This is a genomic window from Paraburkholderia tropica, from assembly GCF_014171495.1.
Classification (GTDB): Bacteria; Pseudomonadota; Gammaproteobacteria; order Burkholderiales; family Burkholderiaceae; genus Paraburkholderia; species Paraburkholderia tropica.
The window spans coordinates 2010553-2033821 of the sequence record NZ_CP049134.1 but is presented as its reverse complement, the minus strand read 5'-3'; the positions used below and the strand labels follow the sequence as shown (position 1 = coordinate 2033821).

The window sequence follows — 23269 nt, the reverse complement described above, 5'->3', positions numbered from 1 at the left end:
CGTCGACACGACAACTCAACATACGAGACGAACCTGATGACGGGGCCGCGCGCAAGCCGCCGGTCCGTTTCAGCATGCTGATAAAGGAGGCACTCATGCTCGACCCCCACGTCCGGCCCTTGGCCGACGCCGCCGAACTGACCGCGGATCTGTCCGTGGCCCGTGACGGCGACGCCCTCGACGCCGCCCGCGCGACGGGCTTGCTCGACCGCTATTTCGATATCGCCGCGCGCGGCAGCTCGGTGCGCCAGGAGGGCATCGCGGGCGTCACCACGTTCCTCGCGATGGTCTATTCCGTGTTCGTCGTGCCGGGCATGCTCGGCAAGGCGGGATTCGACACCAGCGCCGTGTTCGTCGCCGTCTGCCTGACCACCGCATTCGGCTCGCTGCTGATGGGGCTGTGGGCGCGCCTGCCGATCGCGATCGGTTGCGCCATTTCGCTGACGGCGTTCACCGCGTTCGGCCTCGTGCTCGGCAAAGGGCTCAAGCCGGAAGTCGCGCTCGGCGCGGTATTTCTGATGGGCCTCGTCTTCACGGCGATTTCCGTCACGGGCGTGCGCTCGTGGATTCTGCGCAACCTGCCGCACGGCATCGCGCATGGCACGGGCATCGGCATCGGGCTGTTCCTGCTGCTGATCGCGGCCAACGACGTGGGCCTCGTCGTGAAGAATCCGGGCGCGGGTCTGCCGGTTTCGCTCGGTCATGTCACCTCGCTACCGGTCATCATGTCGGTGGTCGGTCTCGCGGCGATTTTCGGCCTCGTGCGCCGCCGCGTGCCGGGCTCGATCCTGATCGTGATCGTGGCGATTTCGGCGCTCGGGCTTGCGCTCGATCCGGCCGTGGCGTTCCACGGCGTGTTCGCGTGGCCGTCGCTGTCTGCGCCGGGTCATGCCTCGCTGATCGGCGCGATGGATATCAAGGGCGCGCTTTCGCTGACGGTGTTGCCGAGCGTGCTCGCGCTCGTGATGACGGCCGTGTTCGACGCCACCGGCACGATCCGCGCCGTGGCGGGGCAGGCGGGCCAGCTCGACGCCAACGGACGCATCATCAACGGCGGCCGCGCGCTGACGGCCGACTCGGTCAGCTCGATCTTCTCGGGCTTCTTCGGCGGCGCGCCGGCGGCCGCCTATATCGAGTCGACCGTGGGCGTGGCGGCGGGCGCGAAGACCGGCATGGCCGCCGCCGTGGTGGGCGTGCTGTTCCTCGCGGTGATGTTCTTCGCGCCGCTCGCGGGCCTCGTGCCCTCGTACGCCACGGCGCCCGCGCTCATGTACGTGGGCCTGATGATGCTGTCGAGCGTCGCGCGCCTCGACATGAGCGACATGGTCGATTCGATGGCGGGCCTCGTTTGCGCCGTGTTTATCGTGCTGACCGCCAATATCGTCACCGGCATCATGCTCGGCTTCTCCACGCTGGTGATCGGCCGCGTGGTGAGCGGCGAGTTCAGGAAGCTCAACGTCGGCACGGTCATCATCGCCGCGGTGCTCGTGGCGTTCTACCTGGGCGGCTGGGCCATCTGACGCGCACGCGTCGCGCTGGCCCGGTCATCGGCAGGACGGTCCCACGGCGGCCCGTCCTGGCGGCTTCACGGCTCGCGTTCGCCTGACGGCGGCGCGGGCCGTGCGGCATTTGCGGCGCGATTTTTTATTGCCGGAACCGGCAAAGATCGCGCCTTGACTTCCGCGTCTCGCGTCCTATGCTAAACCGCATGGTTAAGTATGAAGACGACGCGTTGAACCGCACCTTCGCCGCGCTCGCGGACCCCACGCGGCGCGCGCTGCTCGCGCGGCTCGCCCAGCAGGACGCGCTCTCGGTGAGCGCGCTCGCACAGCCCTTCGCGATGTCCTTGCCCGCCGTGATGAAGCACCTCGACGTGCTCGCCGAGGCGGGTCTCGTCACGCGCGAGAAGACCGGGCGCACGGTCGCGTGCCGTCTCGCGGCGGGGCCGATGGAGGACGCGATGCAGTGGCTCGCGCACTATCAGCGCTTCTGGAACGCGGCGCTCGATCGCCTCGCCGCTTTCGTGGAGGAAGACGCATGTCCCGCCGACCCGAACCTGTCACCGCTGCAACCGCTCTCACCAATACAAGCGATGGCGCCGACGCCGCCGGAGGTGTCGCCGTCCTCGTCATCCGCCGTCGTCTCAACGCGAACGCCTGCAAGGTCTACGCGGCATGGACGCAAGCGGCGCAACTGATGCGCTGGATGCATCCGCTCGACACGACCTGCCTGCATGCCGAAGCGGATGTGCGTGTGGGCGGGCGCTTTCGCGTCATCATGCGTTCGCCCGACGGCGAGGAGCACGATGTGAGCGGCACGTATCTGGAGGTCGTGCCCGAGCAGAAACTGGTGTTCACGTGGGCGTGGCGCAGCACGCCCGAGCGCGAATCGCGCGTGAGCGTGCTGCTGCGCGCCGAAGGCGAAACGACCGAGCTGACGCTGCGTCACGAACGTCTCTTCGACGAAGCAACGCGCGACGCGCATCGCGAAGGCTGGTCCAGCGCGTTCGACCGGCTGGGCGAGCTGTTCGACTAGGCCGGACTCAAGCCGGTATCGACGATCAACCGAAGGAGGAAGACACGATGGAAGCGCACAAGATTGTTTCGGAGGCCGAATGGTTGAAGGCGCGCGAGGCGCTGCTCGAAGACGAGCGCGCATTCACGCATGCGCGCGACGCGTTGGTGGCGAAGCGCCAGGCGCTGCCGTGGGTGAAAGTCGAGAAAAACTATACCTTCGAGACGCCGCACGGCCCACGCACGCTCGCCGAGCTGTTCGGTCCGCGCAGTCAGTTGCTGACGTATCACTTCATGCTCGGACCGGACTGGGAAGAGGGCTGTCCGGGCTGCTCGTTTCTCTCGGATCACGTCGACGGCATGCTGGCGCATCTGGAGCATCACGACGTGACTTACGTGGCCGTCTCGCGCGCGCCGCTCGCGAAGATCGAGGCTTTCAGGCAGCGCATGGGCTGGCGGTTTCCGTGGGTGTCGTCCTATGGCGGCGACTTCAATTTCGACTTCGAGGTGTCCTTCACCGACGCCGATAAGGCACGCGGCAAGGCGCGCTACAACTATCGCGAACAGGACTACGTGAGCGACGAATTACCGGGCATCAGCGCGTTCTATCGCGACGAGGCGGGGCAGGTGTATCACACGTATTCGGCCTACGCGCGCGGCGTCGAATTGCCGATCGCGACCTACGCGATGCTCGAATTCACCGCGAAAGGCCGCAACGAAGCGCACGACATGAACGACTGGATGCGCCATCACGATCGTTATGGCGACAGCGCGCAGACGCACGCGTGCTGCGGGCACGACAAGGCCGGGCGCTGAAGAAGGCGTGGGGCTTAAAGACAGCGCGAAACGATGCGTCTGTCAGCTTGCGCAGGGTCGCGGAAAGTGCTGCGAAACGTGAATGAAAGCACCAGGGGCGAGCGACGCAATGCGGCGTCGCGAACGCGAGAGTCGGCTTAAAGCGACATCTCGAACGCGGGGCGCAGCAGGACTTCAATCGCCATCACGATCAGACCCATGGCGGCGGCGGCGAGGGTCAGCGTGCCGTATTCGTCGTAGCGCGCATCGTAGAGACAAGCGACGACGAACAGAATGGCGAGCAGGTTGGTCAGCCAGTCGAAGTTCAGCGCGAGGAGCATCGGCATATCCGGGTGCCGATCCGAAGAAGGCGGGCCGGCGGGTAGTGCAAACCGGCGCGATTCTAGCGGATCGACCTTACGGATACGCAACAATACGGCGCATTACAACGTTATTTTTGCGCCGGTTATTTTCCGGACGCCGGCACCGGCATCTCGTCGCGAATCCAGTCCGTGACCGAGTTGCGCTTCGGCTGCCAGCCGAGCAGCGTGCGCGCGCGCTCGCCACGCACGCGGCTGTTCGAGCCGAGCCCGTACGACGCCATCTCGTAACCCCATTCGTCGATCGCGTCCTTGAGCGGCCAGTCTTGCGGCGCGCCGAGGCCCATCTTCCGAGCGAGCGCTTCGGTCATCGAGACGAAGTTGGCTTCGCCGCTGTCGACGAAATAGAACGTGCCCGCAGGGGTTTTCTCGATCGCGAGGCGATAGAGTTCGGCGACATCGTCCACGTGCACGTTCGACCAGATGTTCAGGCCGCGCCCCACGTGACGCATGACGCCGCTTTTCTGCGCCTGACGAATCAGCCGCGGCAACTGCACGCTCGCCGCGCCCGGCACCGCGCCGACGCCGTAGATCAGCGTATTGCAGAGCACGGCGCTGCGAATGCCGCGCTGCGCGCCCGCGAGCACGAGATCGTCGATGGCCACGCGCGGCGCCTTGTCGGGCGTCGGCGCGGGCAGGGCGTCTTCGTAGTAGATCTTGTCGGTCGGCTCGCCGCCGGATGCGTCGCCGACGATGCTCGATCCGCTCGTATGCAGCAGCGGCTTGCCCGAGCCTTCGAGCGCGTCGAGCAGCGCTTCGACCGCGCCGCGATGGTCGCTGTCGGCGGCGTTGATGACGGCGTCGGCGGCGCGCGCTTCGTGCATCAGCAGGTCGCGGTCGTCGAGGCCGCCGCGCACCGGCGCGATGTTCAGCGCTTCGAGGTCGGCGAACTGTTCGGGGCGGCGCACCAGCCCGCGCACCTCGTGGCCCGCGCGCGCCAGATGCGCCGCGATCGTGCCGCCGATAAAGCCGCCTGCGCCTGTCACGAATACTTTCATTGGGACTCTCCTGGTTGGCCCGGCGCCGCCAACGGCAGCGGGGGCGAATGGTCGTGATGAATGATCTGGCGATGAGTATCGCGGCATTCGCGCTTTGCAAAAACCGTGTTAGTCTCAAATGAATCTTGACTGCGGATCAATAATGAAAACGTCGACCGACGAATTGCTCGTATTCGTCACCGTGATCGATGCTGGGTCGATCACCGCCGCCGCCGAAAAACTTCAGCAGACGGTGTCGGGCGTGAGCCGTGCGCTCACACGGCTCGAAAAGCAACTGGGCGTGGCATTGATCCTGCGCACCACGCGGCGGCTGCAACTGACCGAAGAAGGCGAGCTGTTCCTCGAACGCGCCCGCGCGATTCTGGGCGCGATGGAAGATGCCGAAGAGGCCGTCACGCGCCATCGCGAGCAGCCGTCGGGGCGGCTGCGCGTGGACGCGGCCACGCCGTTCATGCTGCACTGTATCGTTCCGCACGTGAGCGCGTTCGCGGCGCGCTTTCCCGAGATTCAGCTCGAACTGACGAGCAACGAACGCATCGTCGACCTGCTGGAACAGCGCGTGGATATCGCGATCCGTATCGGCGCGCTGCAGGATTCCACGCTGCATGCGCGCTCGCTCGGCGTGAGCCGCCGCCGCGTGGTGGCGAGTCCCGCGTATCTCGCGGAGCACGGCACGCCGCGCTCGCTCGCGGCCTTGCGCGAGCAGCGGCTGATCGGTTTCACGGCGCCCGTGCAACTGAATCGCTGGCCGCTGCGCGAATCCAACGCCGACGCCTACGCGGACAGCGAGCATCAGGCGCCCTTGTTCGACGAAACCGCCGAGCCGGGCATCGCGATCCAGCCGACGCTGTCCGCTTCGAGCGGCGAAACCATCCGGCAACTTGCGCTCGCCGGCGCGGGCATCGCCTGTCTGTCGGACTTCATGACCGCCGCCGACCGCGCGTCGGGCCGCCTCGTCACGCTCCTCGACGACGCGCTGCTCGCCGAGCGTCAGCCGATCCACGCCGTCTATTACCGCAGCGCCGCGCTGGCCGCCCGCGTGCAGTGCTTTCTCGCGTTTATCGGGGGCAGGCTGGAACTTCTGCCCTGACGGGGCCCGGCGCCGTGGCGGGGGCCGCACTCATGGATAGTCCCAGGGCGGCGTGATCCGACTAAGAGTTGTCTATACAGGCGCGCCAGGCTAGACTGCGCGACAACTTGTATAGACAGGATTCGATCATGCTTCTCACGCCCGGCCATCTGACCCTGCCCCAACTGCGCCAGATCGCGCGCGAAACGGTGAAACTCGAACTCGATCCGGCGAGCTACGCCGGCATCGACGCGGGCGCGCGCGCCGTCGCCGAGATCACCGCCAAGGGCGAGCCCGCTTACGGCATCAATACGGGTTTCGGCCGGCTCGCGAGCACGCATATCCCGACCGATCAGCTCGAACTGCTGCAACGCAACCTCGTGCTCTCGCACGCGGTGGGCGTGGGCGAGCCGATGTCGCGTCCGGTCGTGCGCCTGCTGATGGCGCTGAAGCTGTCGAGCATGGGCCGCGGCCACTCGGGCATCCGCCGCGAAGTGATGGACGCGCTGGTCACGCTGTTCAACGCCGACGTGCTGCCGCTGATTCCCGTGAAGGGTTCGGTCGGCGCCTCGGGCGACCTCGCGCCGCTCGCGCATATGTCGGCGGTGCTGCTCGGCATCGGCGAAGTGTTCATTCGCGGCGAGCGCGCCAGCGCCGAAGCGGGTCTGGCCGCCGCCGGCCTCAAGCCGCTCACGCTCCAGGCCAAGGAAGGCCTCGCGCTGCTCAACGGCACGCAGGCGTCCACGGCGCTCGCGCTCTACAACCTGTTCGCGATCGAAGACCTGTACCGCACGGCGCTGGTGTCGGGCGCGCTGAGCGTGGACGCGGCGGCGGGCTCGGTCAAGCCGTTCGACGCGCGCATCCACGAACTGCGCGGCCATCGCGGCCAGGTCGAAGCGGCCGCGTCGTATCGCGACCTGCTCGAAGGCTCGGCGATCAACCTCTCGCACCGCGATTGCGGCAAGGTGCAGGACCCGTATTCGCTGCGCTGCCAGCCGCAGGTGATGGGCGCGTGTCTCGACCAGATGCGCCACGCGGCGCACGTGCTGCTGATCGAGGCGAACGCCGTCTCCGACAATCCGCTGATCTTTCCGGAAACGCTCGAAGTGCTTTCGGGCGGCAACTTCCACGCCGAGCCGGTGGCTTTCGCCGCCGACAATCTCGCGCTGGCGGCCGCCGAAATCGGGGCGCTGGCCGAGCGCCGCATCGCGCTGCTGATCGACGCGACGCTCTCGGGTCTGCCGCCTTTCCTCGTCAAGGACGGCGGCGTGAACTCGGGCTTCATGATCGCGCACGTGACGGCGGCGGCGCTGGCCTCGGAAAACAAGACGCTCGCACATCCGGCGTCGGTCGATTCGCTGCCGACTTCGGCGAACCAGGAAGACCACGTGTCGATGGCGACCTTCGGTGCGCGCAAGCTCGCCGACATCGCCGACAACACGGCCAACATCCTCTCGATCGAACTGCTCGCCGCCGCGCAAGGCGTCGATCTGCGCGCGCCGCATCAGACCAGCCCGGCGCTGCAACGCGTGATGCAGACCGTGCGCGCCGAAGTTCCGCACTACGATCTCGACCGCTACTTCGCGCCGGATATCGCGGCCGTCACGCGTCTGGTGCAGGACGGCGTGATCGCGGCGCACAGCCCGTTCGCGTTCGAATCGCAGGCGAACTGAGCGTCGCCGGGCGACGAGCGTCGCGCATGAACGCGCCCGCGTATCAAGGCATCAAGGACTTCATCCTTGCGCGCATCGACGCGGGCGAGTGGGGCGAGGGCGACCAGGTGCCGTCGGAGAACGAGCTGGCGCGCGAGTTCAAGGTCGCTCGCATGACCGTGAACCGCGCGCTGCGCGAGCTGACTGCCGAACAGGTGCTCACGCGCGTGCAGGGCGCGGGCACCTTCGTCGCGCGGCCGAAGTACGAGTCGACGCTGGTGGCCATCCGCAGCATTTCCGATGAGATCGTCGCGCGGGGTCATCGTTATCGCGCCGAAGTGCTGGAACTCGGGCCGATGGCCGCCGACGAGGCGCTCGCGCTCGAAATGGGCCTGCGCACGCACGACGTCGTGTTTCGCTCGCGCGTGCTGCACTTCGAAAACGACAAGCCCGTGCAACTCGAAGAGCGCTGGGTCAATCCGGCGCTCGCGCCCGATTACGCCGGACAGGATTTCACGCAGACCACGCCGAATCAGTATCTCGTGCGCGTGGCGCCTTTGCAGCGTGTTGAGTACCGCATCGAGGCGCTTGCGCCCGAAGTCGACACGCGCGCGCATCTGGCGATGGGCGAGTCCGAGCCGTGTCTCGTGCTGCATCGGCGCACGTGGTCGCGCGCGCTGGTGGCGTCGGTGGCGAACCTCTGGCATCCGGGCAGCCGGTATCGATTTACCGGGCATTTCTAGGCACGTTCCGCCGCTTTTTCCAGTCGCGCTTCGTCTTTCTGTTGCGTTGCAGCGGACATGGATTCATTGGTAATCCGAAGTAATCCCTCCCGTCCTTTTGCAGCGATGACTCCCTATGGCACGAGCGTGCTGCTGCATCGCTCACTAGCGGGTTACGACCCCGCTTGAACGTTGCGGCCGCGCGGCACGTGTCTTGCGGCGGGTTGCATCGCACCGTGCGATGCGGCTAACCTTCAGGCATCGGCCAGGCGCATCGACGCTGATGCGGCCTTCGAGGAGGACCTCCGCAATGGAAGATTCCGGCGCAACGCTCATGCCCATGTGGCGCGCGAACCTCGCGCTGCTCACCCGCGAAGTCGGCGCGGTCACGCGGCTCGCGCGCATGATGACGTTTTCCGCCAGTCACATGAAGCTGATCGTGACCGGTCAGCGCGACTTCAGCGCGGAGTTCGTGCGCGGCGTGGAAGCCGTCACGGGCTTGCGCGAAGGCTGGATGGACGAGCCGCACGAGGCGGCCGACGTACCCGACGAAGCCCGCGAGGCCATCGCCGGCGAATCGCCGCGCGCGCGTTTTCGCGGCACGGCGCATCCGGTGCGCAAGGCGCCGGTGCTGCGCTCCGAGCCCATCTTCGGGCAGACGGGCGCAAGGCGCGAGGCGGGGCAGGACGCTCAGGCGCAGCGGAAGCTGGCGGGCACGCGCAAGATCCGCGAGCTGGCGGCGCAGGACGTGCGCAAGCTCGAACGCCACCTGAGCATGCTGCCGGTCGATCCGGAAGCGCTGCGCTCGCGTATCGAGGACGTGATCGGCTACGCGGAGCCCGACGAAAGCGTGCGCGCCGATCTCGAAGGGCGGCTCGAGCAGATCGAGAAGCACCGCGAGTTACTGCTGCGGCACATCTCGCGGCTGCATGCGCTGCTGCTGCGTCTCGGCGAGGAGTGACGCCGCGCATTACGCACCGCTTTCATCGGCTAGACCCGCAGTTCCGCGAGAATCTGCTCGGCGAGAAAGTCGCACGGCGGGCGGTTTGAACTCGCGCTGCGTGCGAGCACGACTTCGAGTTCGGGCAGATCGGGCAGGCCGTGCGGGCGGCCCAGCGTCGCGAAGGTCTCGGGTACGGCGCAGCGCGCAAGCGGCGCCACGGCGAGGCCCGCCGCCACCATGCTGCACAAGCCCATCAAGCTCGGGCTTTCATACGATGTGCGATAGGTGATGCGCGCACGCTCCAGCGCCTGGATCGCGTTCGCGCGCGCCACGCTGCCCGCGCTGAAGAGGGCGATGGGCAGCGGCCGTTCGCGCCAGACCTCGCGGCCGATCGCGGCCGTGGCGGCGGCGGGCGGCCCGGCCCAGACCATCGGCTCGAAGCGGATGAATTCGCCGGACAGACCGCGCGCGCTGCTGGTGCCGGTCGTGCCGGTGATGCACGCGAGATCGATCTTGTTTTCCCGCACCAGCGGCGCGAGCGCGCTGCTCGGCAGCCCGACCACCTGAATCTCCACCTTCGGCCAGTTCGCCGAGAACTTGCGCAGCACGGGCGGCAGCAGCGACGACGCGTAGTCGTCGGGCATGCCGATCGAGACGCGCCCCGTCACCTCGGGATGTGCGAGCGTCGCCCAGGCCTCGTCGCGCAGCGCCAGCATGCGCCGCGCGTAGGCGATCAGCGTATGGCCGTCGGGCGTGGGCGTGACGTTGCGCGGCGCGCGGATGAATAGCGGCTTGCCGAGGGTCTCTTCGAGCGCGCGGATCTGCATGCTCAGCGCGGCCTGCGAGCGGTGCACCAGCGCCGCGCCGCGCACGAAGCTGCCGGCGTCGGCGACGGCCACCACCATGGCGAGCACGTCCAGATCGAGGGTCTTCATCGGTATAAGAAAAACTGATCGAAAACTTCAATATAACGCGTTTGTCTGAAGCCCGCGACGTCCGTATTCTGGGGAACGAGCCGTCCGCTTTGTCCTCGGTCCGCTCCCTTCTCACGTTCCGCTAGCGCGTTGCCGCCAACCATAACGAGATCCGCGATGTCGATGACCCCGTCTATTGATTTGAACTACGAACGATTCCGCGCGCTCGGCCTGCGCCTCGACATGTCGCGCGGCAAGCCTGCGCCCGAACAGCTCGATCTCTCGGCGGCGCTGTTCGAGGCTGCGGATACAGCCGGTTTTCGCGCGCGCGATGGCTTCGACTGCCGCAATTACGGGCTGGGCGCGGGCGTGCCCGAGGCGCGCGAACTGGGCGCGGAACTGCTGGGCGTGAGCGCCGCGCAGGTGGTGGCGGCGGGCAATTCGAGTCTCGAACTGATGCACGACGCGTTCGTGTTCGCACTGCTGCATGGCGTGCCGTCGGGCGAAGCGGGCGCGCAAGGCGCGCCGTGGCGCGCCCAGGGCGAGATCGCGTTCCTCTGTCCCGCGCCGGGCTACGACCGTCACTTCGCGATCTGCGAGGCGCTGGGCGTGCGCATGATCGCCGTGCCGATGAACGACGAAGGTCCCGACATCGACGCCGTCGAAGCGCTCGTTCGCGACGACGCCTCGATCAAGGGCATGTGGTGCGTGCCGCATTACAGCAACCCGACGGGCGCGACGTATTCCGACGACGTCGTGCGCCGACTCGCCGCGATGGCCACGGCCGCGCCCGATTTCCGCCTGTTCTGGGACGACGCCTATCGCTTCCATCATCTCGTCGAGACGCCGCGCGCCGCGCACGACATGATCGCGGCCTGCGCGGCGGCGGGCCACGCGGACCGCGTGCTGATGTTCGCGTCGCTGTCGAAGGTGACTTACGCGGGCGGCGGGCTCGCATGGCTGGCGGCGTCGCCGCGCAACGTGGCGTGGTGGCTGCGCCATACGGGTGTGCGCTCGATCGGCCCGGACAAGCTGAACCAGTTGCGCCACGTGCGTTTCGTGCGCGATCGCGCGACGCTCGACGCGCTGATGGCCCGGCACCGCGCCTTGCTCGCGCCGAAGTTCGACGCGGTCGATGCGGTGTTTCGCGAGCGTCTGGCGGGCGTGCCGCAGGTGAGCTGGAACGCGCCGCAGGGCGGCTATTTCATCAGCCTGTATGCGCCGCCGGGCTGCGCGCGCCGCACGGTGGAACTCGCCGCCGAGGCGGGGCTCGTGCTGACGCCGGCGGGCGCGGCGTTTCCTTATGGCGTCGATCCGCAGGACAGCCATTTGCGGATTGCGCCGTCGTTTCCTTCGCTCGACGAGGTGCGGCTGGCGGCGCATGGCATCGCGCTGGCATTGCTGCGGGCCGTCGAGGAGCAGGGCAGACGCGCGGCCTGAAGCGGGTGGTCTGAAACGGGTGGTCTGAAGCGGTTGTCTGAAGCGGGCGGTGCGGCAGGCGATGTGCTACAACGAAAGTCGAACGCCATCGTCTCCGCGAGGTCGCCGTGTCCGCTGCGCTTTCCCCGTCCTCTTCGTCGCTCGCCGCCGGTCTGCAACGTGCGCTCGCGCAGCGTCGGCGCGACGGCGCGGCGCGTCAGCCGGAACGCCGCCCGCTCGCCGCGGGTCCGGGCTGGCACGCCGATGATGGCGTCCGCACGCTCGGCCCTGGCGACCGGCCCTTCGAGGAACGTCACGAACGCGCGTGTCTCGCGATCGTCGTGGCGGGATCGTTCGGTGATCGCGGCGCGCGGCGCACGCGGCGTTGAGCGTGACGCGCCCCGGCGGCTTTGCGCGGATCTTCGCGCTTGCGCTTGCACTCTGCGTGGCCTCGGCGACGCGGGCGGCATCGGCGCAGCCCGTCACCACGCCGCCGCCCGATTCGTCCACCGAAGCTGACACGCCCCCGGCGACGCTGGAACGCGACGTCCACGTTTTCGTCGTGCAAAAAGACGGCTCGGTCGAGGAGCACGACGATTCGGCCTTGCGCGCGAACACGGGCGCGGGCGTCGATGCCATCGCCCAGCGCTACGTCTGGTTCAATAAGGATATCGAAACGATTACGGGCCTCGCGGCGCAGACCGTCGATCCGGACGGCAGCGCGCACGCGGTCGGCCCGGCGAATATCCGCGACGTGCAGGAGCCGCGCTCGGCGGGCGCGCCGACCTTCGAGGACGGCGTCTTGCGCACCGTGATCTTTCCGGGCGTGCAGCCCGGTTCGCGCGTGCGCCTCGCGTTTTCGAAGCGGCGCACGAAGCCCTTGCAGGCGGGCACGTTCTCGTACTTCGCGGTGCCGGAAGATCAGCCCACGCAGTTCCAGCGCCTGATTTTCGATCTGCCCGCCGACGTGCCGCTCTACGCCGACGCACGCGGCTACACCGCGCAGCCGCCCGTGACGGAGGACGGCCGCACCCGCTACGCGTTCGATTACGCGCACGGCCCGTACGCGCCGCTGGAGGCGGGCGCGATCGCGCGCGTGAACTGGGGTGCGCACCTGATGGTGACGACGGTGCCGGGCTTCGCGGCCTTCGCGGCGCGCTACCGCGAGTCGGCGGCGGATCCGTCGGCGACGAGTCCGGCCATCGCGGCCTTCGCGCAATCGCTGACGGCGGGCGCGAGCGATCCGCGCGAGAAGGCCGCGCGCATCTACGACTGGATGCGTCTGAACATTCGCTACGTCGCGCTGTTTCTGGGCGAGACCGAGGCCGCGCCGCATCGCGCGGCGGATATCCTGCGCGACCGTTATGGCGACTGCAAGGATCACGTCGCGCTATTCACGGCGCTGCTGGCGGCGGTCGGCGTGCGCGCCGAGGCCGCGCTCGTGAGCCTCGGGCCGGTCTACAGCTTGCCGGACGTGCCGGGCTATGGCGCGGAAGCGATCAACCACGTCATCGCGTATCTGCCCGATCTGAACGTGTTCGCCGATACCTCGTCGGGCGGCGTGGCGTTCGGCTTCCTGCCGGCGGGCGTGATGGACCGCCCGGCGCTGCTCGTCGACGACGGCGTGCTCGTGCGCACGCCCGCGACGCAACCGCGCGCGCGTTCGGCGCGGCTGGAGATCGACGTGAATGCCGACGGCAACGCCGCGTTTCGCTATCACGTCGACGATGCGGGCGCGAGCGCGGAACCGGAGCGCAACACGTTTCGCCGCGCGACGCGTCAGGTCGCGCAGCAGATCGCCGCGCAGCGTGTGCGGTTGACCGGACTCGCAGGCACGGCGCGTCTGTCGACGAGCGCGCTCGACGCCACGTCGGGGCCGCTCGGCACGCGTATCGAGGGCACGCTCGACCACTTCGTCTGGCGCGACGGCACCACGGCGCTGCCCGCGCTGAGCAGCCTGTCGGGCGGCATCGCGACGCAGATCGACACCTGGCTCGCGGTGCCGCGCCGCACGCAGCCGTGGGCCTGCGTGGGTGGCGAATACGAGGAGGACGCGCAGATCGCGCTGCCCGCGTTCGCGCGCGTGACGGATCTGCCGCGCGATACCGATGCGAGCACGCAGGCCGACGCGGCGCGCATCGTCTACAGCGCGCATTACGTGTTCGATCCGCTCACGCGCACGGTGCAGATTGCGCGGCGCTTGTCGGCGCGATTCGGGCAACAGGTGTGTTCGGCGCAGCAGTTCGAGCAGATGCGCGATGCGCTCGTGCGCATCCAGCGCGACACGCATGCGCAGATCGTCGTGCGTGCGCGATGAATCGATCAGGACGGCTGATTAATTTTCTGGACGCCTGAAAACAGGCATCGAACGCGCGGTCTCAGCCGCCGCGCGTCATCACCGAAACCCACACGCCCTGTTTGACCTGATACAACGTGGACGCGCCGTTCTTGAGCGCGCCATGTTCGTCGAAGGCGATGCGGCCGGTCACGCCGTCGAAGGCGAGCGTGCCGAGCACGGGGCGGTAGACGTCCGGTTTCGCTGACTTCGCCGCGACCATCGCGTGAATCGCGGCCCACGCGGCGTCATAGCCGAAGGGCGCGTAAGCGAGCACGTCGGCGCCAAAGCGGCTGCGGTACTTCTGCGCGAAGCGCGGGCCATCGGGCAGTTGCGCGAGCGGGCGGCCGTATTCCCATGCCATCGCGCCTTCGCCGGCCGCGCCCGCGAGCTGCACGAAGTCGGGGTTCGCCACGCCGCCGCCGCCCACGAACTGCGTGTTCATGCTGCGCGCCTTCATCTGCTTGACGAGCGACGCCGCCTGGTGCGCGAGGCCGCCGAAGTAGAGCAGGTCGGCGTCGGCGGCCTTGATCTTCGAGAGCTGCGGGCCGAAGTCGTCGGATTCCATGGCGGCGAACTCGCGCGCGACCACGTTGCCGCCGTGCTCCTTCACGGTGCGTTCGAACACGTCGGCCTCGCCCTGGCCGAAGGCGCTGCGGTCGTCGATGATCGCCACGCGTTTGGCCTTCATGACGTCGATGGCCCACGCGCCGGCAATGCCTGCGTTCTGCGCGTCGTTCGAGATCACCGTGAAGGTGTTCGCGAAGCCCTGCGCCGTGATGACGGGGTTGGTCGCGGCGGGGTCGAGCATCGGAATGCCGGCGCTCTCATAAATGCGCGAGGCGGGAATCGCCGTGCCCGAGTTGAAATGGCCGATCACGGCCGCCACGCCCTGATTCGCGAGCTGGGCCGCCGACTGCACGCCGAGGCGCGGATCGGCGCGGTCGTCGAGCGCGACGAGTTCGAAATGCGCCACCTGATCGCCGATCCGGAGACCTTGGGCGTTCGCTTCGTCGAGCGCGAGCTGCACGCCGTTTTGCAGGTCGCGGCCATAGTTCGCGTAGTCGCCCGAGATCGCCGCCACGAAACCGATGCGCACGGTCAGCGGCCCCGCCGCGTAGGCCGCGCCGTCCGGCAAGGCGAGCAGCGCGCCGCCGCAGACGCCCGCGACCGTGCCGGCGAGGGCGAGGCGCGCGAGCGTGCGCAAGACGGCGCGGCGTGGCCGCGCGACGGCGGCCAGGCGGGGTGTGTGGCGCGGACTCATCGTGACTCCTGGCGCCGGGCGGGCGCGGCAGTGTGCTTTCTTGTACGTTGCGCTCGTGTCGCGCGCGGGCGGTCTACGGCCCGGCGGACTCCCTCGGGGCGCCGGCGCGGGGCCGGCGACAGGTGTTTGCAAGCAATATAACAGGCTGGCATCGGGGTCAGCCGTCGTGTGCCGGTCGCCGGCGACCGGCGGCCGGATCAGTACTCCGCCTGCAGCGCGAGCAGCGATTCGCGCAACTGCACGAGCGGCGCCATCGTGTCGTCGTTGGCCCAGCCTTCGAGGTCGTCGAGCGCGCGGTTGCAGCCGTCGAGCACCACGTCGAAGTCGACCGGCACGCCGTTGGCGAGCGCGAACCGGATCACCGACTCGAAGCGCTGGCAGTCGTCGTCGCCGTACGCGATGTCGAGGTTGTCGGCGATCGTCTGCGCGATATCGCTGCGCGCGCGGTCTTCCGCGTCGACGAAGTCGATGATGCCGCGCGCCACGTCGGGCGCGTGGTAGAGCGCGATGTCGAGCCACTGGGCGGCGTCGAAATCGGCCTCGTGGCTTTGCTCTTCGAAGTATTCGATCGCTTCCTGCTCGTGCGTTTCGCCGCCATCGACGGCGATGCACAACTGCTCGAAATACTCTTCCTGTTCACTGCGGATGGGGTCGGACATCGGTCAATCTCTTCAAACGGTGGGCGCGGGTGGCCGCGCGCGTGCGGCCCGCATTATATGCCCGATGACTGAGACCCGACGCTCGCGCCGTCTTTTACATCGCCGCGGACCCTGACCGCGCGAGCGCTCGAAGACGGCGCGAACGGACTCAGGCCGGCTCGACGGTCCAGGCGTCGAACCATTCGCGCGGGCGGGCGATCTGGTCCTGCGCGGCCACGATTTCCAGCTCGTAGCGACCGGCGTCGTAGGTCGTGCGCACGACCGCGTTGACCGCCGCGAGCGTGTGCTCGAAGGCGCGGCGCAGCGAGTCGCCGAGCATCAGACGCGCCACGAAAATCGCGCTCGTGATGTCGCCGACGCCGACCGGCTGCCGCGCGAACGGATAGAGCGGCCGCTGCGCGAGCCACGCTTCGCGCTCGCTGACCACCAGCATGTTGAAGGTGTCGGCGGGACTGTTGCGGTCGAGCAGATGCTTCACGAGGATCAGCTTCGGGCCGCGCGCGATCAGTTCGCGGCAGGCGGCGACGGCTTCTTCGGCGGTCTCCAGCTCGCGGCCGACGAGTCGCTGCAACTCGCTGTGATTGGGCATCATCGCGTCGGCCACGGCGGGCATGTGCGTGACGAGAAACTCCTGGATGCCGGGCTCGACCTTGCAGCCGTTGCCGGTCGCGTTGAGCGTGCCCATCACCGGATCGCAGAAATAGCGCGCCTGCGGATTGGCCGCCTTCACGGCGCGCACCACGTCGATCACGGCCTGCGCCTGTTCGGGCGCGCCGAGGTAGCCGGAGAGCACGGCATCGCAGCGCGGCAGCATGCCGATCGCGCCGATGCCGTCGACGAGATCGACCATCTGCTCCGCGTCGATCGCGCTGCCGGTCCAGTGGCCGTACTGCGTGTGATTCGAAAACTGCACGGTGTTGAGCGGCCACACGTTGACGCCGAGCCGCCGCATGGGAAACACCGCCGCGCTATTGCCCGCATGGCCGAACACGACGTGCGACTGGATGCTCAGGACATTTTTCATGGCCGGTCCGTTGGGTTTCGGGCGGGTGCTTCGGTCGAGTGTGTCGGTCATAACGTGGCTGTCGGCCGGTGCGCAACGGTTCGGTCCTGCGCGTGGCGGCCTGTTTGAAGGAGGGTGTCCGTATGACGCGCAAAGCGCGGGGCACGGAGACGCCAGGCGGCGGCGCGCGATGCATGCGGTGCAGCAACGATAACCGAATTCGCTACCCCGGGTCGATCATCGCGTGCGCGCGACGGGCGCGGTGTTGCGCGCCGCCGTCGCGAGGCATCGTCGAGCGCGGCGGTTTGTCGTCAGGCTGAGTTGTCACGCGGAGTGGCCACGCTGACTCGTCAGGGCGATCGTCGTCAGACCGAGTCGGCCAGCTCGCGGTAAAGCGCCATATAGCGTTGCGCCGACGCCGCCCAGCCGAAGTCCTGATGCATGCCGCGCGCGCGCGTCTCGCGCCAGTCGCGGCTGCGTGCGTAGAGCGCGAAGGCGCGGCGGATCGCGGCGGTGAGCGCGTCCGGTTCGAAGCGCTCGAACACGAAGCCGGTGGCGAGACCGTCGGCGAGATTTTCGAGCGAGGCGTCCACGACCGTATCGGCGAGTCCGCCCACGCGATGCACGAGCGGCAGCGCGCCATAGGCGAGCGCGTAAAGCTGCGTGAGCCCGCACGGCTCGAAGCGCGACGGCACCATCATCACGTCCGCGCCCGCGACGATCTCGTGCGCGAGCGTTTCGTCGAAGCCGAGTTCGACCGCTACCGACTCCGGATGCTGACGCGCCGCGCGCGTGAAGCCCTGTTCGAGACTCGCGTCGCCGGTGCCGAGCACGACGAGCTGGCCGCCGCGCGAGACGATTTCGGGCAGCGCCGCGAGCAGCAGGTCGAGGCCCTTTTGCTCGGTGAGGCGGCTCACCACGGCGAACACGGGCGCGTCGTGCTTCGAGGCCAGACCGAAGCGCTGCTGTAGCGCCGATTTGCAGCGCAGCTTGCCGCTCATGCGCGTGGCCGAGTAACGCGCGGCGATGGCGGCGTCGCCGGCCGGACTCCACACCGCGTAATCGACGCCGTTCAGGATGCCGACGAGGTCGTGCGCGCGTCCCTTGAGCAGTGCTTCGAGGCCGCCGCCTTGCGCCACGGTCTGGATTTCGCGCGCGTAGCTCGGGCTCACGGTGGTGATCTTGTCGGCGTAATAGAGTCCGGCTTTGAGAAATGAAAGCTGACCGTAAAACTCGACGCCGTGCATGTCGAAGAAGTCGGCAGGCAGGCCCAGCGCGTCGAACTGCTGTGCCGGAAAAATGCCTTGATAGGCGAGGTTGTGGATCGTGAACACGCTGCGTGCGGGCGGCCGCGCGCCGTGGCTGCCCGCGCCTCGCTCGCGGGCGGCGGCGCGCAGATAAGCGCCTGCGAGGCCCGCATGCCAGTCGTGCGCGTGCACGATATGCGGCGTCCAGTTCGCGTCGAGATGCAGCGCGAGTTGCGCGGCGGCCCAGCCGAGCAGCGCGAAACGCTCGGCGTTGTCGCCATAGGGCACGTGTTCGGCGTCGAGATAGGGATTGCCGGGGCGCGCGTAGAACGCATCGGCGCGAATCATGTAGACGGGCACGCCGCTGCCCGGCAGACGCCCGAGTTCGAGCGAGGCCTCGGGCGCGCCGAAGCTGCGTTCGAGCCGCGCGACCGGGCGCAGGTCGGCGAGATCGGCGGCGACGCCCGGGAAGCCGGGCAACAGCACGCGCGCGTCAGCGCCTTGTTCGATCAGCGCGGCGGGCAGGGCGGCGGTCACATCGGCGAGACCGCCGGTTTTCAGGAGCGGATAGAGTTCACTGGCGACATGCAGAACACGGATCGTCATCGGGCTGAGGTCCTCGATTGAGCCTTGGGGGCGCTGCGGTTCTCGCCGCGCGGCGGCGAACCGGGGCGGCGTTCGGTGCGATACGTTCGCGAACGTGTTGCGCGGTGCTGCGTTGTGCTACGCGGTGTTGCGCGCCGCGTCACCCTCCCGCGCCAAGCTTGTCGAGCGCCTCGCGCGTGACCAGCACGATGCCGTTCTCGGTGCGGTAGAAGCGCTCGCCGTCGCGCACCGGGTCTTCGCCGATCACGAGTCCATCGGGAATCACGCAGCCGCGGTCCACCACGACCTTGCGCAGCCGGCAGCTCGCGCCCACTTCGACCTGCGGTAACAAGACTGCCTCGGCAATGTTGCAGAACGACTTCACGACCACATTCGACGACAGCACCGAGCGCGAAATCTGCGAGCCGGAGATCACGCTGCCGCCGCAGACGATCAGGTTCGTGCCCGAGCCTTGCAGCCCGTTCAGGTCGCGCACGAACTTGGCGGGCGGCAATTGCTCCTGATACGTCCAGATCGGCCAGTTGCGGTCGTAAAGGTCGAGCGCCGGGATGGTCGAGGCGAGGTCGAGGTTGGCGGACCAGTAGGCGTCCACGGTGCCGACGTCGCGCCAGTAAGGCTCGGCGCTCGGGTCCGAGGTCACGCAGGACATGCTGAACGGATGCGCGATGGCGACGCCGTCGCTGACCACGCGCGGAATGATGTCCTTGCCGAAGTCGTGGTCGGTGGCGCTCGCGGAGATGTTTTCCTCGAGCAGCTTGAAGAGGTAAGCGGTGTCGAACACGTAGATGCCCATGCTCGCGAGCGCGATGTCGGGGCGGCCCGGCATGGCGGGCGGATCGTCGGGTTTTTCGACGAAGCCCGTGACGCGGCGCTGTTCGTCGACGGCCATCACGCCGAACGCGCGCGCTTCCAGACGCGGCACTTCGATGCAGCCCACGGTGCAGTCCGCGCCGCTCGCGGCATGGTCCGCGACCATGCGCGTGTAATCCATCTTGTAGATGTGGTCGCCGGCCAGCACGACCACGTATTTCGGCGAGATCGAGCGGATGATGTCGAGATTCTGGTAGACGGCGTCGGCGGTGCCGCGATACCAGTGCGCGCCCTCGACGCGCTGCTGCGCCGGCCACAGATCGAGAAACTCGTTGAATTCGCCGCGCAGGAAGCCCCAGCCGCGCTGCAGATGCCGCAGCAGCGAGTGCGCCTTGTACTGCGTGACCACGGCGATGCGGCGGATGCCCGAATTCAGGCAGTTCGACAGCGCGAAATCGATGATGCGGTACTTGCCGCCGAAGTAGACGGCGGGCTTCACGCGCTTGTTCGTGAGCGGACCGAGGCGCGTGCCGCGACCGCCCGCGAGCACGATGGCGAGCGTGGTGCGTTGCAGATCGTTGAGGCTTGCCGGAGTTTCCATGGACGTCTCCTTGTTGTGCCCCCGGTTTCGCTGTGATGTGTCGCGGGCCGGTCTCGGCGAGGGTTCGCCAGGTCCGCCGGGTTCCGCGATGTCCGTTTTGTGACCGCGCATTGAATGTTCTAGCACCGAAAAGCGGGTAGTGCGAATCCGGTGTGCGCGCGCGGCCTCAGAGCGGGAAGCAAGCCGCTTGCCTGGTCGGTGGGCGTGCATGCGGGCGGGGCGCCGGACCGGCAATAAAAAACGGGCGCATCGAGCGCCCGTTTTCTCCTTTTCTCCTTAAGCGGCCAACTCGCCGCGCGAATTCGATCAGCCCGCCGCCATCTCCGCGCGCACCTCGGCGGTGATCTCGAACGAACGCAAACGCTTCGCGTGATCGTAGATCTGCGCGGTGACGATCAACTCGTCGGCCTGGGTCTGCTCGATCACCGACGCGAGTCCCGCGCGCACCGTTTCGCGATCGCCGATCACGGAGCAGGCGAGCGAATGCGCCACGCCGGCGAGTTCGTAATCGTTGGCGGCGATCTGCTCGACCGGCGGCGGCAACTGCCCCGGCGTGCCGCGCCGTAGATTCACGAACTGCTGCTGCAGCGAGGTGAACAGCAGACGCGCTTCGTCGTTGCTTTCGGCGCCGATCACGTTGACGCCGACCATCGCGTGCGGTTTCGCGAGCGTCGCCGACGGGCGGAACTGAGAGCGATACAGACGCAGCGCCGTGAGCAGATGATCGGGCGCGAAGTGCGAGGCGAACGCGAACGGCAGACCCATCGCGGCGGCGAGCTGCGCACCGAACAGGCTGGAGCCGAGGATATAGAGCGGTACGTGCAGGCCCGCGCCCGGCACCGCACGCACGCGCTGGCCTTCGACGGGCTCGCCGAACAGGCGCTGCAATTCGGCGACGTCGTCGGGGAACGCTTCGGCGCTGGCTTGCAGATCGCGGCGCAGCGCGCGCGCCGTGGTCTGGTCGGTGCCGGGCGCGCGGCCAAGACCGAGGTCGATACGGCCCGGATAGAGCGCTTCGAGCGTGCCGAACTGCTCGGCGATCAGAAGCGGCGCGTGGTTGGGCAGCATGATGCCGCCCGAACCCACGCGGATCGTCTGGGTGCCGCCCGCCACGTAGCCGATCACGACCGAGGTGGCCGCGCTGGCGATCCCGGTCATGTTGTGGTGCTCGGCGAGCCAGTAGCGGTGGTAGCCCCAGCGCTCGGCGTGCTGGGCGAGGTCGAGCGTGTTGCGCAGCGCGGCGCCGGCGTTCGAGCCGGCGGGCACCGGCGACAGGTCGAGGACGGAGAAGGGAATCATGGGGATCGTGGCGCTCCGGAATTCATGAGGCGCGGCGGCAAGGCCCGCGCAAGGTGCGGCCATTGTGCCAAAGCGCTCCGGAACCTGCTGACGGCCGCCAGGAACCCATGCGGGCGGCGTGGGTTCCATCGCTCGCCATGGCGGTTTAATTGAATCGGAATAATTCTTGTTTATTCCGACTTTACAATCTCTAATTCAATTGTGTTAAAGAAGCATTGCGATATGCTTACCGAATTTTTTCAATTACAGCAATATTGTCGGTGGAAAAGATTCGCTGTTGGAATAATCGCGGACCTTTCCGATCTTTTCATCTTTGAGAAGGATTTTTGCGAAGACTGGAAGGTTGTTTGAGGACGTTGCTGCTACAATTTTTGCGCCGAATCAGGGCGCAGATTGCGAAACTCGCGCGATGCGCATCAAGTTTTAAGGCGTCGTTTAATCAAATCATCATTTAAATTTGCGCTGGGTCACTAAAAATGACGTCGCCCGTTACGTTTATGGCGATCAATATGTAGTGCAGATACGATGCGCGTTTGTTTTTTGATGAATTTCGGGGTAGGGCAAATGGTTCCAGGCAAGACATTTGATCTGGACGGTGCGGTATGCCGGGCCGTCGTGTGCGCATTCGCGCCATGCGGCGTCCGCCTGACTGACGGGCGAGGCGCGTTCGCATGACAGGTTCGCTCTTTTCCGCATGGCCGTTCGCGTGGTGGCTGCTGGTGGCGTTGTGCTGCGCCGCCACGTTCTACGCCATCAGCGCCGCGTTGACGATGCCGCGCCACGGCTCCGCCACGCAGGTGCGCCTCGCCGCGCGTCTCGCGCGCGCCCGCGCGGCCACGCCGGTGAGCGTGCTCAAGCCGCTGTGCGGCGCCGAGCCGCGTCTCTACGAGAACCTCGCGACCTTCTGCGAGCAGCGTCATCCGCGTTATCAACTGATCTTTGGCGTGTCGTCGGCGAACGATCCGGCCATCGCCGTGGTGCAGCGGCTACAGGCCGCGTATCCGGGCCACGACATCATGCTCGTGATCGACGCGAGCGTGCACGGCAGCAACCTCAAGGTCAGCAATCTGATCAATATGGCGGCGCACGCGCGTCATGACCTGCTGATCGTGGCCGACAGCGACATCGCCGTCGAACCGGACTATCTCGACATCGTCACCGCGCCGCTCGCCGATCCGCGCGTGGGCGTGGTGACCTGCCTCTATCGCGCACGCAGCGTCGGCGGCTTCTGGCCGCGCCTCGGCGCGCTGTTCATCAACGAATGGTTTGCGCCGTCGGTGCGCGTCGCGCACTCGACGGGCTCGCGCGCCTTCGGTTTCGGCGCCACGCTGGCGCTTTCGCGCACGACGCTCGAGCGCATCGGCGGCTTCGCGGCGCTCAAGGACTGTCTCGCCGACGACTATCTGCTGGCCCGTTTCGCGCGCGATCACGGCCTCGCGACGGTGCTCGCGCCCGTGCTCGTCGCGACCGACGTGATCGAGCCGACCTTGCGCACGCTGTGGCTGCGCGAAACGCGCTGGCTGCGCACGATCCGCTCGGTGAATCCGGCGGGCTTCGCCTCGCTGTTCATCACGTTCACGTTTCCGTGGCTCGTCGCGGGCGCGCTCGGTTATGCGCTGCTCGCGGGTCTGCTGCCGGTTCGCGGCAGCGGCGTCGCGCTGTGCGCCGGCGCGCGGGCGGCGATGGCCGCGCTGGCGACCAGCACGGTCGGCGGTATCATCGCGCGCATAGCGTTGCATGCGCGCAGCAGCGGCGGCTGGCGCGTGTTCTGGCGCGATTTGCCGCTCGTGCCGCTGCGCGACGCGTTGCTGCTCTTGCAGTGGCTCGCGGCCGTGTTCGGCTCGCATGTGGTCTGGCGCGGCGTGCGCGTGCCGGTGGCCAATCCCGAAACGGGCGAGGCGGCCGGGCCCGGACACACGCTTGTCACGCCGACCGTGTCCACTGCGCGCGAGCCGCGTGTGAGCGCGTCGCGGCGGCGCGCGGTCGTCGAGGTCACGGATGGGCGCTGATGGACACGGATGGCGCTGAACAGAACACGCA

At 67.8% G+C, this 23269-nt stretch carries 21 protein-coding genes; 12 read left to right on the top strand and 9 right to left on the bottom strand.

Going from position 1 to position 23269, the window contains the following annotated elements; translation table 11 throughout:
- Nucleotides 1-95: 95 nt before the first annotated feature.
- The 4 genes from G5S35_RS09180 (at nt 96) to G5S35_RS09165 (ending at nt 3329) form a co-directional block, all read left to right on the top strand.
- The gene (locus G5S35_RS09180) at nt 96-1520 is read left to right on the top strand and encodes an NCS2 family permease (protein WP_074986359.1); all 1425 of its coding nucleotides are present in this window, start codon (nt 96-98) and stop codon (nt 1518-1520) included.
- A 188-nt stretch (nt 1521-1708) separates the two neighbouring features.
- On the top strand, nt 1709-2197 hold the full coding sequence (locus tag G5S35_RS09175) for an ArsR/SmtB family transcription factor (RefSeq protein WP_080180555.1): 489 nt from the start codon (nt 1709-1711) through the stop codon (nt 2195-2197).
- Complete coding sequence (locus G5S35_RS09170; protein WP_197520345.1) at nt 2197-2535, top strand: SRPBCC family protein; 339 nt, start codon at nt 2197-2199, stop codon at nt 2533-2535. The genes G5S35_RS09175 and G5S35_RS09170 overlap by 1 nt, the downstream gene beginning before the upstream one ends.
- 47 nt (nt 2536-2582) lie before the next feature.
- The gene (locus G5S35_RS09165) at nt 2583-3329 is read left to right on the top strand and encodes a DUF899 domain-containing protein (RefSeq protein ID WP_183038228.1); all 747 of its coding nucleotides are present in this window, start codon (nt 2583-2585) and stop codon (nt 3327-3329) included.
- Nucleotides 3330-3466: 137 nt separating this feature from the next.
- On the opposite strand, the gene G5S35_RS09160 is transcribed toward G5S35_RS09165, so the two are convergent.
- Together G5S35_RS09160 and G5S35_RS09155 are read right to left on the bottom strand one after the other, a co-directional pair.
- The gene (locus G5S35_RS09160; RefSeq protein ID WP_027821027.1) at nt 3467-3649 is read right to left on the bottom strand and encodes a hypothetical protein; all 183 of its coding nucleotides are present in this window, start codon (nt 3647-3649) and stop codon (nt 3467-3469) included.
- A 125-nt stretch (nt 3650-3774) separates the two neighbouring features.
- Nucleotides 3775-4686, bottom strand: a complete 912-nt coding sequence (locus G5S35_RS09155; RefSeq protein ID WP_110329365.1) for an NAD-dependent epimerase/dehydratase family protein — start codon at nt 4684-4686, stop codon at nt 3775-3777.
- 142 nt (nt 4687-4828) lie between these two features.
- On the opposite strand from G5S35_RS09155, the gene G5S35_RS09150 reads away from it, so the two are divergent.
- The 4 genes from G5S35_RS09150 (at nt 4829) to G5S35_RS09135 (ending at nt 9090) form a co-directional block, all read left to right on the top strand.
- The gene (locus tag G5S35_RS09150) at nt 4829-5776 is read left to right on the top strand and encodes a LysR family transcriptional regulator (RefSeq protein WP_183038227.1); all 948 of its coding nucleotides are present in this window, start codon (nt 4829-4831) and stop codon (nt 5774-5776) included.
- Nucleotides 5777-5901: 125 nt separating this feature from the next.
- A complete protein-coding gene (hutH, locus tag G5S35_RS09145; protein WP_124260897.1) occupies nt 5902-7428 on the top strand; it encodes a histidine ammonia-lyase in 1527 nt (508 codons plus the stop codon).
- Between the two features lie 26 nt (nt 7429-7454).
- A complete protein-coding gene (gene hutC / locus G5S35_RS09140; protein ID WP_074986352.1) occupies nt 7455-8150 on the top strand; it encodes a histidine utilization repressor in 696 nt (231 codons plus the stop codon).
- Between the two features lie 289 nt (nt 8151-8439).
- Entirely contained in the window at nt 8440-9090 is a 651-nt protein-coding gene (locus G5S35_RS09135; RefSeq protein ID WP_065061174.1) for a hypothetical protein, read from the top strand.
- A 29-nt stretch (nt 9091-9119) separates the two neighbouring features.
- Here G5S35_RS09135 and G5S35_RS09130 read toward each other — a convergent pair whose 3' ends face one another.
- Complete coding sequence (locus tag G5S35_RS09130; protein WP_065061175.1) at nt 9120-10007, bottom strand: LysR substrate-binding domain-containing protein; 888 nt, start codon at nt 10005-10007, stop codon at nt 9120-9122.
- 162 nt (nt 10008-10169) lie between these two features.
- Here G5S35_RS09130 and G5S35_RS09125 point away from each other — a divergent pair, with 162 nt between their 5' ends.
- From G5S35_RS09125 to G5S35_RS09115, 3 genes are all read left to right on the top strand, one after another.
- Entirely contained in the window at nt 10170-11426 is a 1257-nt protein-coding gene (locus G5S35_RS09125) for an aspartate aminotransferase type Ic (protein ID WP_183038226.1), read from the top strand.
- A gap of 107 nt (nt 11427-11533) precedes the next feature.
- Complete coding sequence (locus G5S35_RS09120; protein WP_176081897.1) at nt 11534-11794, top strand: hypothetical protein; 261 nt, start codon at nt 11534-11536, stop codon at nt 11792-11794.
- Between the two features lie 2 nt (nt 11795-11796).
- Nucleotides 11797-13722: a transglutaminase family protein gene (locus G5S35_RS09115; RefSeq protein WP_237181274.1), complete on the top strand. Its 1926-nt coding sequence runs from the start codon at nt 11797-11799 to the stop codon at nt 13720-13722.
- A 61-nt stretch (nt 13723-13783) separates the two neighbouring features.
- Here the strand turns inward: G5S35_RS09115 and G5S35_RS09110 are convergent, their stop codons facing one another.
- From G5S35_RS09110 to G5S35_RS09085, 6 genes are all read right to left on the bottom strand, one after another.
- Nucleotides 13784-15004 carry a branched-chain amino acid ABC transporter substrate-binding protein gene (locus G5S35_RS09110; RefSeq protein ID WP_082992010.1) on the bottom strand — a complete coding sequence of 407 codons (1221 nt, stop codon included), beginning with the start codon at nt 15002-15004 and terminating at the stop codon, nt 13784-13786.
- 197 nt (nt 15005-15201) lie between these two features.
- The gene (locus G5S35_RS09105) at nt 15202-15663 is read right to left on the bottom strand and encodes a hypothetical protein (protein ID WP_074986345.1); all 462 of its coding nucleotides are present in this window, start codon (nt 15661-15663) and stop codon (nt 15202-15204) included.
- Between the two features lie 148 nt (nt 15664-15811).
- Complete coding sequence (gene pdxY, locus G5S35_RS09100) at nt 15812-16687, bottom strand: pyridoxal kinase PdxY (RefSeq protein WP_065061180.1); 876 nt, start codon at nt 16685-16687, stop codon at nt 15812-15814.
- 344 nt (nt 16688-17031) lie between these two features.
- Complete coding sequence (gene glgA / locus G5S35_RS09095) at nt 17032-18519, bottom strand: glycogen synthase GlgA (RefSeq protein ID WP_110329361.1); 1488 nt, start codon at nt 18517-18519, stop codon at nt 17032-17034.
- A 139-nt stretch (nt 18520-18658) separates the two neighbouring features.
- The gene (glgC, locus tag G5S35_RS09090) at nt 18659-19930 is read right to left on the bottom strand and encodes a glucose-1-phosphate adenylyltransferase (RefSeq protein WP_065061182.1); all 1272 of its coding nucleotides are present in this window, start codon (nt 19928-19930) and stop codon (nt 18659-18661) included.
- Between the two features lie 306 nt (nt 19931-20236).
- The gene (locus tag G5S35_RS09085) at nt 20237-21229 is read right to left on the bottom strand and encodes an LLM class flavin-dependent oxidoreductase (RefSeq protein WP_074986344.1); all 993 of its coding nucleotides are present in this window, start codon (nt 21227-21229) and stop codon (nt 20237-20239) included.
- Nucleotides 21230-21900: 671 nt separating this feature from the next.
- Between G5S35_RS09085 and hpnI the strand changes: the two genes are divergently transcribed.
- Complete coding sequence (gene hpnI, locus G5S35_RS09080) at nt 21901-23238, top strand: bacteriohopanetetrol glucosamine biosynthesis glycosyltransferase HpnI (protein WP_080180552.1); 1338 nt, start codon at nt 21901-21903, stop codon at nt 23236-23238.
- Nucleotides 23239-23269 lie beyond the last annotated feature (31 nt).

What these genes read in the sequence shown, in the direction of transcription:
- G5S35_RS09160 (WP_027821027.1), bottom strand. Translation starts at nt 3,649, where the DNA reads ATGCTCCTCGCGCTGAACTTCGACTGGCTGACCAACCTGCTCGCCATT.
- G5S35_RS09170 (WP_197520345.1), top strand. Translation starts at nt 2,197, where the DNA reads ATGCGCTGGATGCATCCGCTCGACACGACCTGCCTGCATGCCGAAGCG.
- glgA (WP_110329361.1), bottom strand. Translation starts at nt 18,519, where the DNA reads ATGACGATCCGTGTTCTGCATGTCGCCAGTGAACTCTATCCGCTCCTG.
- hpnI (WP_080180552.1), top strand. Translation starts at nt 21,901, where the DNA reads ATGACAGGTTCGCTCTTTTCCGCATGGCCGTTCGCGTGGTGGCTGCTG.
- G5S35_RS09175 (WP_080180555.1), top strand. Translation starts at nt 1,709, where the DNA reads ATGGTTAAGTATGAAGACGACGCGTTGAACCGCACCTTCGCCGCGCTC.
- G5S35_RS09155 (WP_110329365.1), bottom strand. Translation starts at nt 4,686, where the DNA reads ATGAAAGTATTCGTGACAGGCGCAGGCGGCTTTATCGGCGGCACGATC.
- G5S35_RS09130 (WP_065061175.1), bottom strand. Translation starts at nt 10,007, where the DNA reads ATGAAGACCCTCGATCTGGACGTGCTCGCCATGGTGGTGGCCGTCGCC.
- G5S35_RS09085 (WP_074986344.1), bottom strand. Translation starts at nt 21,229, where the DNA reads ATGATTCCCTTCTCCGTCCTCGACCTGTCGCCGGTGCCCGCCGGCTCG.
- pdxY (WP_065061180.1), bottom strand. Translation starts at nt 16,687, where the DNA reads ATGAAAAATGTCCTGAGCATCCAGTCGCACGTCGTGTTCGGCCATGCG.
- G5S35_RS09135 (WP_065061174.1), top strand. Translation starts at nt 8,440, where the DNA reads ATGGAAGATTCCGGCGCAACGCTCATGCCCATGTGGCGCGCGAACCTC.
- G5S35_RS09125 (WP_183038226.1), top strand. Translation starts at nt 10,170, where the DNA reads ATGACCCCGTCTATTGATTTGAACTACGAACGATTCCGCGCGCTCGGC.
- G5S35_RS09105 (WP_074986345.1), bottom strand. Translation starts at nt 15,663, where the DNA reads ATGTCCGACCCCATCCGCAGTGAACAGGAAGAGTATTTCGAGCAGTTG.
- glgC (WP_065061182.1), bottom strand. Translation starts at nt 19,930, where the DNA reads ATGGAAACTCCGGCAAGCCTCAACGATCTGCAACGCACCACGCTCGCC.
- hutC (WP_074986352.1), top strand. Translation starts at nt 7,455, where the DNA reads ATGAACGCGCCCGCGTATCAAGGCATCAAGGACTTCATCCTTGCGCGC.
- G5S35_RS09150 (WP_183038227.1), top strand. Translation starts at nt 4,829, where the DNA reads ATGAAAACGTCGACCGACGAATTGCTCGTATTCGTCACCGTGATCGAT.
- G5S35_RS09110 (WP_082992010.1), bottom strand. Translation starts at nt 15,004, where the DNA reads ATGAGTCCGCGCCACACACCCCGCCTGGCCGCCGTCGCGCGGCCACGC.
- G5S35_RS09180 (WP_074986359.1), top strand. Translation starts at nt 96, where the DNA reads ATGCTCGACCCCCACGTCCGGCCCTTGGCCGACGCCGCCGAACTGACC.
- G5S35_RS09165 (WP_183038228.1), top strand. Translation starts at nt 2,583, where the DNA reads ATGGAAGCGCACAAGATTGTTTCGGAGGCCGAATGGTTGAAGGCGCGC.